Genomic DNA, 13,337 nt, shown 5'->3' with positions numbered 1-13,337 from the left:
GGAACGCAACGATCCGCACGGCTCGACACCGAACGGGCCCGGCCCGCCGCCCGGCAAGCTGTGCCATAACCGGTTCAGGAGGGTGAATCGGGTGAGTCGGCCAAAGCCGCCATGACGGGTCGCTTGCTGGGTATCGGCCGGTACCGGGCAGTGAATCAGCTCCCGATCCAGTGAAGTACTGGTCGCGCTCGGCGCCGCCGACAGAGGGTTGCGGGAAGCACGCGCGACGCGACGGAGGTGGCGATGCCGAGCACGGCACGACGGTCCGGCCTGACCAGTCTGGCGACCCTGCTGCTGTGCGGTGTGGTGGCGGGGCTCGTCGTCGCGGCGGTGGCGTTCCCGGCCAGCGCGCTGTCCGGGCTCGCGCTGCGCGCCGCCGGCGGCTCCTGGGACGACCTGCCCGCAGCCCTGAAGACGCCGCCCACCCAGGAGGCCAGCTACCTCTACGCCAACGACGGCAAGACGCTGATCACCACGTTCTACGACGAGAACCGCAAGGCGGTGTCGCTGTCGGCGATCGCGCCGGTGATGCGCAGGGCGATCGTCGCCGCCGAGGACACCCGGTTCTACCAACACGGCGGGGTCGACCCGCGCGGCGTGCTGCGGGCCCTAGTGGCGAACGGCTCGTCCGGCGGGGTCAGCCAGGGCGCCTCCACGCTGACCATGCAGTACGTGCGCAACGTGCTCAAGACCGACCCGAGCCTGACCCCGCAGGAGCGCGCCGACGCCACCAAGGACACCGTCGGCCGCAAGCTCGCGGAGATGCGGTACGCGACGGCGCTGGAGCAGCGGCTGTCCAAGGACGAGATCCTGCGCCGCTACCTCAACATCGCCTACTTCGGCCACGGCGCGTACGGCGTCTACGCGGCCAGCCGCACCTACTTCTCGGTACCGCCGGACCAGCTCACGCTGCCCCAGGCGGCGCTGCTCGCCGGGCTGGTGCAGTCGCCCGACGCCGACAACCCGGTCACCGGCGACCGGAAGGCGGCGCTGCAACGCCGCAGCTACGTGCTCGACTCGATGGCCAAGGCCGGCGACATCACCCGCGCCCGGGCCAGGACGGCGAAGGCCTCGCCGCTCGCCCTGAACCCCAGCAGCACGCCCAACGACTGCGTGTCGGTACCGGCGAACCACAACGACTGGGGCTTCTTCTGCGACTACGTCAAGCAGTGGTGGGACGCCCAGCCGGCGTTCGGCAGGACCGTCGCGCAGCGCGAGCAGGCGCTCCGGCAGGGCGGGTACAAGATCGTCACGTCGCTGGACCCGGACACTCAGCGCGAGGCGCTGGCCCAGTCACTCTCGGTGTACGACTACGGCAACGCCCGCGCGCTGCCGATCGCCGTGGTGCAGCCCGGTACCGGCAAGGTGTCGGCGCTCGCGGTCAACCGGCACTTCAGCCTGGCGAGCAACCCCGACGGCCAGAACGGGTACCCGAACACCACGGCGCAGCTGATCGCCGGCGGCGGTGGCGTCGACGGGTACCAGGCCGGATCGACGTTCAAGATGTTCACCATGCTGGCGGCGCTGAGCGAGGGCAAGCCGCTGTCCACCGGGTTCGACGCGCCCGGCCGGCTGCAGACGAAGTGGCCGGACTCGGGGCCGGCGAGCTGCGGCGGCTACTACTGCCCGGGCAACGACAACCCGTCCTGGATGGACGGCTACCGCACCATGTGGACCGGCTTCGGCCGGTCGGTCAACACCTACTTCGTCTGGCTGGAGGAGCAGGTCGGGGCCGACAAGGCGGTCGCGATGGCGAAGAAGCTCGGCATCACCTTCCGCGCCGACTCGGACGCGCAGCGGGCCGCGCACGACGCCGACTCGTGGGGTTCGTTCACCCTCGGCGTCGCCGACACCACCCCGCTGGACCTGGCCAATGCCTACGCGACCGTTGCGGCGCAGGGCAAGTACTGCACCCCGACGCCGATCACCTCGATCACCGACGCGCACGGTGACCGGGTCTCGGCCGGCGGTCCCGACTGCCACCAGGCGGTGAGCCGGGGGGTCGCGGCGGCGGCGGCCGACGCGGCGCGCTGCCCGGTCGGCCAGCAGTCTGCCGGCGGGCACTGCGACGGCGGTACCGCCACCGAGGTGGGCAGCATCCTGTCCGGCCGCTCGGTCGGCGGCAAGACCGGCTCGTCGGAGAACAACGCGACCGAGACGTTCGTCGGGTTCACCCCGCAGATCGCCGCCGCCGGCATCGCCGCGAACCCGTCCGACCCGTCCGACTACGTCGGCTCCGGTGTGTCCGCCGCGGTCGACCGGGCGGTGGCGCAGACGATGCGTACCGCCCTGCGGGGGACGACCGGGACCGACCTGCCCACCCCGCCGGCCAGACTCACCGGCGACTGACCGCAGGGCCGCGGGCCGGCTGGTCGCGGAGGGCGTCCGTGGCGGAGCCGACGTGGCCGCGACGGGAAGCATCGCGGCGTTCCCGTCGACGCGGACGGGCCCCGCACGTCCTGCCGCCGGCCGCGCGCGGGGCGGAGTTCAGGCCAGGGTCTGCTCGATCCGGCCGGTGCCGCCGGCGTACCGGACGGTGGCGCGCGCGCCGTTGACCAGCGGCAGGTAGGGCGCCACGTGGCCGCACTCGACGTCGGCGAGGATGGGCACGCCCAGCCCGCCGAGCGCGTCGAGCACCGCGTCGTCCTGGCTGAAGCCGTCGCCGCCCGGCGCGCGCGTCCGGCCGACCAGCACGGCGTTCGCCGCCTCGAAGAAGCCGGACAGGCGCATCCCGTGCAACTGCCGAGCGATCGAGAACGCGTTGTCCTCCACCGCCTCGACGTAGACCAGCAGCCCGTCCGGCGCGTACCGCCGGGCGAAGCCGGTGACGTCGCCGAACGCGGAGCCGGCCAGCGCCGACATGGTCTCGATGCAGCCGCCGAGCAGCCGCCCGGACACCTCGACCGGACCGTCGCCGTCCAGCCGCCGCCAGCTGCCCCGCTCGGTCAGCGGCATCGTGGTGACCGTCGGATCCCTCGTCCAGTCGTCGAACCCGGGTCGCCGGTACCGGCCGGGGGAGACCTGCTCGATCGACGCACCGGCCGGCAGCGTCACGAGCTCCAGCCAGGTCACCACCCCGGCCGGCGTCTCGTACGGGGTGTCCATCAGGTTGTTGCCGTGCACGGTGGCGATGCCGGTACGCACCGTCAGCGGGGTCAGCAGGGTGGAGATGTCCGAGAACCCGACCAGCCAGGTCGGTTCGGCCGCCGCGATGGCCGCGAAGTCCAGCAGCGGCAGCAGGTCGACGGCGAGCTCGCCGCCCCACGGCGGGACGATCGCCCGGATCGTCGGATCGGTGAGCATTCCGGTCAGCTCGACGGCCCGGTCGGCGGCCGGCGCGCTGACGTACCGGTCGGCGCGGATGCAGTCGCCGACGACGACCTGGTAACCGCGGTCGCGCAGCACCGAGCAGCAGAAGTCGAGCCGGGGCCGCAGCGGATCGGCGACCCCGGCGGACGGCGCGGTGACGCCGATCCGGTCGCCGGGCCGGAGCGGACGTGGGTAACGGACGGTCATCGGGCCAGTCTTCCAGGCCGGCCGACCGGTACCGGTGCGCGGGATGCGGGGGTCGTCGCGGTGCCCCGCCGGCGGGCCATCGGTTACGGTGGCCCACGTCGGAACATGATCGATCGTGTCGGAGGATGCGCGATGTCGTACGTCGAGGACCTGGCACCCCGGGTGGGCAGCCTGCCGCCGCGAGCAGCCTTCGCCTCGACCGCCCGGTCGCTGTCGCTCAACGGCGACTGGAAGTTCCGGCTCTCCCCGACGATCGACGCACCCGAGCCCGCCGCGGTGGACCTGGACGACTCGGACTGGGCCACCCTGCCCGTGCCGTCCAGCTGGCCGATGCACGGTCACGGCACGCCCATCTACACCAACGTGAACTACCCGTTCCCGGTCGATCCGCCGCACGTACCGAACGAGAACCCGACCGGCGACCACCGCCTGACCTTCGACCTGGCCGCCGACTGGCCCGAGGGCGACACCGTCTTGCGGTTCGACGGGGTCGACTCGCATGCCCGGGTCTGGCTCAACGGCACCGAACTGGGCTGGTCGACGGGCAGCCGGCTGCCGGTCGAGTACGAGGTGGGCCACCTGCTGCGCGCCGGCGCCAACGTGCTCGCGGTGCGGGTGCACCAGTGGTCGGCGGCGAGCTACCTGGAAGACCAGGACATGTGGTGGCTGCCGGGCATCTTCCGGGACGTCACGCTCATCCACCGGCCGGCCGGTGGACTGACCGACTTCTTCGTGCACGCCGACTTCGAGCCGAGCGAGTCCGACCACACCGTCGGCACCGGCCTGCTGCGCGTCGACACCGACGTACCGGCCCGGCTGTCGGTGCCGGAGCTCGGCATCACCGACCACCCGGCCGACCAGCCGGTCGACATCGGCTGCGTCACCGGCTGGACCGCCGAGCAGCCCCGGCTCTACGACGCGACGCTCGCCACCGACACCGAGCAGGTCGAGCTCCGGATCGGCTTCCGGACGGTGTCCATCGTGGACGGTGTGCTGCTGGTCAACGGCCGGCGCATCCTGCTGCGCGGCGTCAACCGGCACGAGTTCCACCCCGACCTCGGCCGGGTCGTACCGGCGGAGACGCTGCGCGCCGAGCTGCTGCTGATGAAGCGCTGCCACGTCAACGCGATCCGCACCAGCCACTACCCGCCGGACTCCCGGATGCTCGCCCTGGCCGACGAACTCGGCTTCTGGGTGGTCGACGAGTGCGACCTGGAGACGCACGGGTTCGGCGTCGACGACTGGCGCCGCAACCCCAGTGACGATCCACAGTGGACGGACGCGTGCCTGGACCGGATGCGCCGGATGGTCGAGCGGGACAAGAACCACCCGAGCATCATCGCGTGGTCGCTGGGCAACGAGTCGGGCATCGGCGTCAACCACGGTGCGATGGCCGACTGGACCCGGCGCCGCGACCCGTCCCGCCCGATCCACTACGAGGGCGACTACGCCTGCCGGTACGTCGACGTCTACTCGCGGATGTACGCCTCGCACGCCGAGGTGGACGCGATCGGCCGGCACGCCGAGGACCGGCATCCGGACGCGGACGACGCGCTGGACGCCAGGCGGCGCGGCATGCCGTTCGTGCTCTGCGAGTACGGGCACGCGATGGGCAACGGCCCCGGCGGCCTGCTGGAGTACCGCGAGCTGTTCGAGCGCTACCCGCGCTGCCAGGGCGGGTTCATCTGGGAGTGGCTGGACCACGGCATCCGCAGCCACACCGCCGACGGCCGGGAGTACTTCCGCTACGGCGGCGACTTCGGCGAGGAGCTGCACGACGGCAACTTCGTCGTCGACGGCCTGGTGTTCCCGGACCGCACACCCTCGCCCGGCCTGGTCGAGTTCGCCAAGATCATCGAGCCGGTACGGGTCGGGTTCGCCGGCGCCGCAGCGGGCCGGCGCACGGTGCGGCTGCGCAGCACGTACGACCACGCGACGATCGCCGACGCGGTGCTGCGCTGGCGGGTGGCGGTGGACGGCGAGCAGCTCGGCGCCGGGGAGACGGCGGTCCCGCCGATCCCCGCCGGCGGCAGCGTCGAGCTGACCCTGAAGGACCTGCCGGCGCCGACCGGCGTCGGCGAGTGCTGGCTGACCGTCACGGTGGAGTCGACCACCGACACCGAGTGGGCGGCGGCCGGACACGTGCTCGGTGACGGGCAGACTCAGCTCGCCCCGGCGCGGCGGCCCGCGCTGACGACGCCGGCGGCGCCCCGGGTGGGCGAGGTGATCGAGCTCGGTGCGGGCCGGTTCGACCCGACCGACGGCGTGCTGCGCGGTCTGGGCGAGCTCGCGCTGACCGGACCGCGGCTGGACGTGTGGCGGGCGCCGATCGACAACGACAAGCCGTACGAGGCCGGCTGGCTCGCCGCCGGCCTGCACCGGATGCACCACCGTACCGACGAGGTGCGGCCGACCGCCGCCGGCCTGCTGGTGCGTACCCGGGTGGCCGCGGCGAGCCGGGACGCCGGCCTCGCGGTGGAGTACCGGTGGACCGCACACGACGACCTGCTCCGGCTGGTGGTGTCGGTGACGCCGCAGGGGGAGTGGACGGTTCCGTTGCCGCGGCTGGGTCTGCGGCTCGCGCTGCCCGCGGCGCTGGCGCACGTCACGTGGTTCGGCGGCGGGCCGGGCGAAGCGTACGCGGACAGCCGGCAGGCGGCGCGCATCGACCGGTTCGCCGCGACCGTGGACGAGCTGCAGACCCCGTACGTGTTCCCGCAGGAGAACGGCAACCGCACCGCGGTGCGGTGGGCGACGCTGCTGGACGCGGCCGGGCACGGGCTGCGGGTCGAGGGTGCCCCGACCGTCGAGCTGACCGCGCGCCGCTGGACCAGCGAGCAGCTCGCGGCCGCCCGGCACACCGTCGACCTGGTCGCGGGCGACGCGATCCACCTCAACCTGGACCACGCCCAGCACGGTCTCGGCTCGGGTTCGTGCGGCCCGGCCGTCCTGCCGCGCTACGAGCTGCGCGCCGAACCGGTCACCTTCGAGGTACGGCTGCGCGCGATCTGACCGGTGCCGGGCGGTCACTTCCCGGCACCGCGCCGATCGTCGGCGCCTCGGCGGCGCGGTGGTCCGGCTCCAGGGATCGGCCGACCCGGTCTAACAGTACGAGCGTTATGCTAGCGCCATGTCCGATCCCAGCATCGCCGAACTGCGCGACCGTGCCGAGCGGCTGCTGCCGCCGGCCACCCGCGACTTCCTGGCCGCCGGCGCCGGCCGGGAGACCACCGTGACCGGCAACGAGGCCGCCTGGGACCGCTGGTGGCTGCGGCCCCGGATGATGGTCGACGTCGGCACCGTCGACACCGCCGGCACCCTGCTGGGAGGCCCGCTGTCGACCCCGGTGCTGCTCGGTCCGGCCGGGCGGCAACGGGCCCTGCACCCGGACGGCGAGACCGCGGTGGCGGCCGCGGCGGCAGCCGCCGGCACCGTGTACTGCCTCGCCACCAGCGCCACCACCGACCTGCACGACCTGACCGGTCCGGGCCGGCGCTGGCTGCAGCTGTACGTCAGCGAGGACCGCGCGCACACCCGCCGGGTCGTGCGCAACGCGGCCGCCGCCGGGTACGAGCGGATCGTGCTCACCCTCGACCGCCCGGTCGAGGGGCACCGGCCACGCTCCCGCCGGCACGGCACCCTCGGCCCGCTGCCGCCCGGCGCCGCGGTCACCACCCACCTCGGCGACGGCTCCACCCGGGCGCACGTCGCGAGCCGCTGGGACCGCACGCTCACCTGGACCGACCTGGACTGGCTGACCGACCTCGGGTTGCCGCTGACGGTCAAGGGGGTACTGCGTGCCGACGACGCGCTGCGCGCCGTGGAGCACGGCGCGGACAGCGTGATCGTCTCCAACCACGGCGGGCGCCAGCTCGACGGCGCCGTACCGACCGCGGTGGCGCTGCCCGAGGTGGCGGCGGCCGTCGACGTCCCGGTGCTGGTCGACGGCGGGATCCGCACCGGGGGAGCGGTGTTCCGGGCGCTCGCGCTCGGCGCCGCCGCCGTCCTGATCGGCCGGCCGTACCTGTGGGGTCTCGCCGCGGCCGGTGCGGCCGGCGTCACCGCCGTGCTCGACGCCCTCACCGGCGAGCTGCGCGAGACCATGACCCTCGCCGGCTGTTCCTCCCTCGCCGACATCACCGGCGACCTCGTCACCCCCGTCACCCGCTGACCGCTCCCGGCCGCCGGCGTCGCCGGGCGCGGTCGACGTTCCGGCCGCCGGCTGCGTGCCGGGTCATTGCGTGCCGGGTCACTGCGCGCCGATGGAAACGTTGGCAGGCTGGGCGCGCACCCCCGAGCCCCGGAGTACCCGACGATGAGCACCCCCGTGACCGCGGACGGCACCGACCACGCGCTGCGATCCGCACCGCGGCTCCCGGTCCGGATCATCCTCATCCTCGGCGGCCTGTCGGCGTTCGCGCCGCTGTCGATCGACATGTACCTCCCCGCGCTGCCGCGGCTGACCGCCCAGCTGTCCACCACCGCCTCGGCGGCCCAGCTGAGCCTGACCGCGTGCCTGGTCGGCCTCGCCGCCGGGCAGCTGCTCGCCGGCCCGCTGTCGGACGTGTTCGGCCGGCGTCGCCCGCTGCTGGTCGGCCTGGTCTGCTACACGCTCGCCTCGGTGCTGTGCGCGTTCGCCCCGAACGTCTGGGCGCTGGTGGCGCTGCGCCTGGTGCAGGGGCTGTCCGGCGCCGCCGGCGTGGTACTGTCCCGGGCGGTGGTCCGCGACCTGCGCTCCGGTACCGGGGTGGCCAAGCTGTTCGCGACGCTGATGCTGGTCAACGGCATCGCGCCGGTACTGGCACCGACGATCGGCGGCCAGCTGCTCCGGTTCACCAGCTGGCGCGGCGTGTTCGTGGTGCTGACCGTCGTCGGCGCCGGGCTGCTGGTCGCGGTGCTGGTCGGACTGCCCGAGACGCACCGGCCGAGCCGGCAGCGCGCCGGGACGGGCCCGGCCGCCTCGCGGGGCGGGCTGCGCGGCACCGGCCGGGCGTTCCGGGTGCTGCTCGCCGACCGTGGCTTCCTCGGTCTGGCGCTCGCCTCCGGCTGCGTGTCCGGCGCGATGTTCGCCTACATCTCCGGCAGCTCGTTCGTGTTGCAGGACGTGTACGGGATGTCCGCGCAGCTGTTCGCGCTGGTGTTCGGCGGCAACGCGGTGGGCATCGTCGCGGCCGGCCAGCTGTCCGCCCGGCTGGTCGACCGGTTCGGCCCGGCCGCGCTGCTGCGAAGGGGCGCATACGTGTCTGCCGGCGGCGCGGCGCTGCTGCTCGTCGCGGTACTCACCGGGGCCGGGCTGCCGCTCGTGCTGCCGGCGCTGTTCGCGGTGGTGGCGAGCGTGGGGCTGGTCAGCCCGAACGCCACCTCGCTGGCGCTGGCCGAGCACGGCGCGATCGCCGGCAGCGCCTCGGCCGTGCTCGGCGTCCTGCAGTTCGTGGTCGGGGGCGCGGTGGCGCCGCTGGTGGGCATCGCCGGCACCGGCACCCCGGTACCGATGGCGGTGGTGATCGTGGCTCTCGCGCTCGCCGCCGTCGCCCTGCTGCACACCCTCGCCCGCCCGGCCGCCACCGCCTGACCCGCGGTGGCGCCGGGCCCGGCGCCACCGACGAGATCGGTGCCGTCGGGCATCCCGGCGCGGGGTGGTCGGCGCGCCGTCGGCTCCGGCTCAGGGCTCGAGCCGCCGCAGGAACGGGACGAGGGTGCGCAGCATCGGGTTGCGGTCGGCCCACAGCGCGTCCAGGTGGGTCATCGCGTCGTCCCCGTCGTAGCTGGCGGACGAGATCCGGGAGTGCGCGACGACCCAGCGGGCCGCGGCGTTCGCGGTGCCGTGGGTGAGTCCGGTCTGGAACGAGTAGAGCGGCACGTCGATCGCGGTCGGGTGGCACAGCCGCAGGCCGAGCAGGTCGGTCGTCGCGGTGCGCGCGAACGGGTCCGCGGCGGACAGGTCCAGCGTCAACCGCTGCGGCCAGTACCACTCGAACGCGCCGGGCCGCGCCGCCGCCAGGGTGCGCGCCACCGTCGCGATCGACGTGTACGCCGGGTTCACGCTCAGATCCGGCACCAGCGGCGCGTCGACGTACTCGGACCGGAGCAGGCCGGCGTTGCTGACCGGCCCCGGCGGCCGCAGCGGTGCCGGCAGCCGTCCGGCCAGCGTGGACGGCGCGTCCGGCGCGGCCACCGCGTACCGGCCGGCGAGCAGCTGCAGGATCGCGTACGTCTCGGTGCGGCCCATGGTCAGCGACGGGTCGAAGACCGTACCCGCGGCGATGTCGGCCAGCCCCGCCCGGGCCTGCTCCGGCGTCACCCGGTACACGTCGCCCTCGCCGGCGAACGCGTCGTGCACCCCGCCGTCGATCAACACCAGCCCGGTGAGGTCCCGGTACCCCGGCCGGCCGGCGAAGTCCCACGCCGCGTAGGCCAGCGCCGTCGTCGCGCCCCACGAGTGGCCGCCGAGCACCACCCGCCGGCCGCCGGCCCGGGCGGCGCGCACCACCCGGCGCAGGTCGGTCAGCGCGGTGGCCAGCCCCCATCCGGCGACATACGGCGCGCTCGCCGCACTCACCGACCGGTACCGTCCGGCCAGGTACCGGTCCGCGGCCCGGTCCGGGTCGTTGCCGCGCAGCCCGGACAGGTCGGCCAGGTTCGTCTCCCGGCGGTCGACCGCCCACACCTGGGTGCCGGGCAGCCGGCCGGCCAGTTCCCGGGCCAGCATCCGCAGGCTGCCGGCGGCCCCGAACTGCCCGGCCACCAGCACCAGCACCTGGCGCGCGGCCGGCGCGCCGACCCGCAGTACGTGCACCGGGTGCAGGCCGCCACCGAGCGACGTGTACTCCTCGCACCACGGTCGGTGCGTCGCGCCCGCCGGCGCGGCGGTCAGCAGCGACGGCGTCGCCGCCGCGGTACCGACGGCCGCCGCCAGCCCGAGCATCGTCCTTCTGCGCATCGTGCATCCCCTCCCGAACGTCTCCGTCGCTCGACAAGAGGCGGTCGGGCGGGGATGCACTCCCGTCGGTGACCGGTCGCACACCAACCCAGTCGCGGCCGGCCAGACGACGACCGGTCAGCCGCGGACGAGGTCCAGCTCGGCGACCGAGGCGTACCGGTCGTTCGGCCCGTGCTCGGACTCGACGTCGAGGGCGACCCAGCGGGCGGTGGTCGGCGCGAACCGCACCACGGTCTCGGTCTGCGTGTCCGGCAACGTACCGCTTGCCGCTACCGTCCAGCGGGTGCCGTCGGTCGAGGTCAACAGCCGGTAGCCGGCGACCCGACCGTTGACCCCGCCGTCCTGCCGGGGCAGGTAGCGGAATCCCGAGATCGGTTGCGCCGCACCGGTGTCGATGGTCAACCGCTGCGGCAGCGTCGGTGCCCCGTCGCTGTAGTCGGAGTGCCAGATCGTGTACGGGTCGTTGTCCACGGCGTTGGCCGCGGCACCGTCCTCGGCGGTGGTCTCCGCGCTCGTCGCGCTCGCCTGCCAGCCCGCCGACGACAGCATGCCCGGGTTCGCGGCCAGGTCGGTGCGGGTCACGTCGGCGTCCCCGACCCGGTCGTACCGGTCGAGGAAGGCGCGCACGTCGCCGCCGGTCGGTGCGGCCCAGGTGCGGTCCGCGACGACCGCGAGCGGCCGCCGGGCCCAGAAGTCGAACCAGGACACCGGCTGGCTCTCCGCGTGGTCCGACCAGCGCGAGATCTGGTAGCCGAGGATGTCGTCCGCCGCGGTGAACGGGTAGTCGCGGTAGACGCTGCGCGGATCGACGTAGCCGTACTGGCCGGGACGGGTGCCGAACCCGGGACTGACGTAGAGCGTCGACTCGCGGGTGCCGATGGTGCGGTAGCCGGCCGCGGCCCGACCGGTCGGCTCGCTCAGCCACTCGTCCACGATCACGTCGTGGTTCGGCACGATGCTCACCGTTTGCTGGTAGTCCCACCACTGCCAGACGACCGTCGACTTGTGCATCGCCCGTACCGTCTCGTCGAGCTGGTCGATGAAGTGCACGAAGACGTCGCCGGGGTACGCGAAGCCCATCCGGTGCTGGTAGTCGACCAGCTCCGGGCAGGCGTTCTGGTTCGCCGTGCCGGGCAGCTCGTCGCCGCCGATGCTCAGGTACGGCCCGGGGAACAGCGCGCCGACCGCCCGCACCAGCCCGCGCAGGAACGTCACCGTGTCCGGGTTGGTGACGTCCAGCGTCCAACCGTCGGTGTCCGAGCCGGTCCACCTGTTCGGCCGCGACATCGACGAGCAGGAGAACGCGAGGTCGGGCCGGTACGCGCTGATCGCGGTGGCGTGCCCGGGCAGGTCGATCTCCGGGATGATCGTCACGTGGTAGCGCCGCGCGTAGTCGGTCAGCTCCCGGATGTCGGCCACGCTGTAGGCCTCGTCGGCGGCCAGGCCCGGGTACTGCGGCAGCCGCAGCCGGAACCCGCGCCAGTCCGACAGGTGCAGGTGCAGCGTGTTCTCCTTGTACCAGGCCAGCTGGCGGATCTGCTGCTTCAGGTAGTCGACCGGGTAGTACTTGCGGCCGACGTCGATCATCTCGCCGCGGGTGCCCACGTTCGGCGAGTCGACCGCGGTACCGCGGGGCACGCTGCGCCGGTCCGCGCTGGTGCGCATCGCCTGCAGCAGGGTACGGGTGCCGTAGAAGTCGCCGGTGACGCTCGGCGCCGCGATCCGCAGCGCCGAACCGACCGTCATCCGGTACCCCTGGTCGCCCACCGTGGCGTCCGCGCCGGTGAGGTCGAGTGCCACGTCGCCGGTGCGGGCCGGGCCGCCGACCACGTCCGGACGGTGCCCGGTCGCCTCGGCGAGCTCTGCGGCGAGCGTGGTTGCGGTGTCCCGCAGCCGCGGTGCGGTGCCCGGCGCCAGCACGATCCGGCTGCGGTCGGTCCAGCGCCACTGCCCGCTGCCGCCGTGCCAGGACCGCAGCGCCGGCACGGTGACCGGAGCGGCGTTCCGGGTGGCGGTACTGCCGGCTCCGGCCGGTCCTGCGGTGGCGGGGTGGGCGGGGCTGCCGGCGGCCGGCGCGGCGAGGGCCGGCAGGAGCGGGGTGAGCAGCGCGGTCGCCGTAGCGACGGCACCGAGAACGGACCAGCGGGACATGCGGCCTCCCGTCGCCATACGCATCCACTGCGCAGAGCTGCGCCGTGGTGCGGATTTTGCAGCATGTTCGCGCAGTCCGTGGTTCCTTGTCAACCGGTGTGCCTGGTTGGTCCGTTCGGCCCTGCCGGTCCGCGGTGGACGACACGAGCACGGTCGGGCGATACGCCGTTCCGCCGTCCGCGACCGGGTCACGGTGGTACGAAAGGCAGATGGGACTTCCGGTCAAGCTCGCGCACCTGCCGGCCCGGATGGCCGCCGGCGGCTTCCTGCTCAACTCCGGCCTGAGCAAACGAAACGCCGACGAGGAGACCGCCGCGTCGCTGCACGGCATGGCGTCCGGCGCCTACCCGTTCCTGAAGCGGATCCAGCCGCAGCGGTTCGTCAAGCTGCTGTCCACAGCGGAGATCGCGCTGGGCATCGCGCTGCTCAACCCGGTGGTGCCGACCGCGGTGGCCGGCCTCGGCCTCGCCGGGTTCTCCGGCGGCCTGGTCGGCATGTACCTGCGTACGCCCGGGGTGCACAAGCCGGGCAGCCCGGTGCCCACCGAGCAGGGCGTACCGCTGGCGAAGGACTTCTGGCTGCTCGGGATGGCGCTCGGGTTCCTGGTCGAGGCCATCGCCGAGCGCCGGCACCGCAACCGCTGACCCGCGACCCGTACTCCGGCGGCGGTGCGGCGCGCGACGGCGCAACGTCGGGTCGCGCCGCGCGGTCCGGATGACCGCGGTCCCGG

At 74.0% G+C, this 13,337-nt stretch carries 8 protein-coding genes; 5 read left to right on the top strand and 3 right to left on the bottom strand.

Going from position 1 to position 13,337, the window contains the following annotated elements; translation table 11 throughout:
• The first annotated feature begins 243 nt into the window (after nt 1-243).
• Nucleotides 244-2,349: a transglycosylase domain-containing protein gene (locus NUM_RS12395; protein WP_207124963.1), complete on the top strand. Its 2,106-nt coding sequence runs from the start codon at nt 244-246 to the stop codon at nt 2,347-2,349.
• 138 nt (nt 2,350-2,487) lie between these two features.
• Here NUM_RS12395 and NUM_RS12390 read toward each other — a convergent pair whose 3' ends face one another.
• Complete coding sequence (locus NUM_RS12390) at nt 2,488-3,516, bottom strand: S66 family peptidase (protein WP_207124962.1); 1,029 nt, start codon at nt 3,514-3,516, stop codon at nt 2,488-2,490.
• Nucleotides 3,517-3,648: 132 nt separating this feature from the next.
• Here NUM_RS12390 and NUM_RS12385 point away from each other — a divergent pair, with 132 nt between their 5' ends.
• From NUM_RS12385 to NUM_RS12375, 3 genes are all read left to right on the top strand, one after another.
• Entirely contained in the window at nt 3,649-6,528 is a 2,880-nt protein-coding gene (locus NUM_RS12385; RefSeq protein ID WP_207124961.1) for a glycoside hydrolase family 2 TIM barrel-domain containing protein, read from the top strand.
• Between the two features lie 118 nt (nt 6,529-6,646).
• A complete protein-coding gene (locus tag NUM_RS12380) occupies nt 6,647-7,687 on the top strand; it encodes an alpha-hydroxy acid oxidase (protein WP_207124960.1) in 1,041 nt (346 codons plus the stop codon).
• 144 nt (nt 7,688-7,831) lie between these two features.
• Nucleotides 7,832-9,088 (top strand): multidrug effflux MFS transporter, encoded by a 1,257-nt coding sequence (locus tag NUM_RS12375; RefSeq protein ID WP_207124959.1) that lies wholly within the window; start codon nt 7,832-7,834, stop codon nt 9,086-9,088.
• A 90-nt stretch (nt 9,089-9,178) separates the two neighbouring features.
• On the opposite strand, the gene NUM_RS12370 is transcribed toward NUM_RS12375, so the two are convergent.
• Together NUM_RS12370 and NUM_RS12365 are read right to left on the bottom strand one after the other, a co-directional pair.
• The gene (locus tag NUM_RS12370; RefSeq protein WP_207124958.1) at nt 9,179-10,456 is read right to left on the bottom strand and encodes a hypothetical protein; all 1,278 of its coding nucleotides are present in this window, start codon (nt 10,454-10,456) and stop codon (nt 9,179-9,181) included.
• Nucleotides 10,457-10,573: 117 nt separating this feature from the next.
• On the bottom strand, nt 10,574-12,607 hold the full coding sequence (locus NUM_RS12365; protein ID WP_207124957.1) for a family 20 glycosylhydrolase: 2,034 nt from the start codon (nt 12,605-12,607) through the stop codon (nt 10,574-10,576).
• A gap of 209 nt (nt 12,608-12,816) precedes the next feature.
• Here NUM_RS12365 and NUM_RS12360 point away from each other — a divergent pair, with 209 nt between their 5' ends.
• Entirely contained in the window at nt 12,817-13,251 is a 435-nt protein-coding gene (locus tag NUM_RS12360) for a hypothetical protein (protein ID WP_207124956.1), read from the top strand.
• Nucleotides 13,252-13,337 lie beyond the last annotated feature (86 nt).

It is taken from the genome of Actinocatenispora comari (assembly GCF_017312725.1).
Classification (GTDB): Bacteria; Actinomycetota; Actinomycetes; order Mycobacteriales; family Micromonosporaceae; genus Actinocatenispora; species Actinocatenispora comari.
This window is presented reverse-complemented; position numbering and strand designations above follow the sequence as displayed.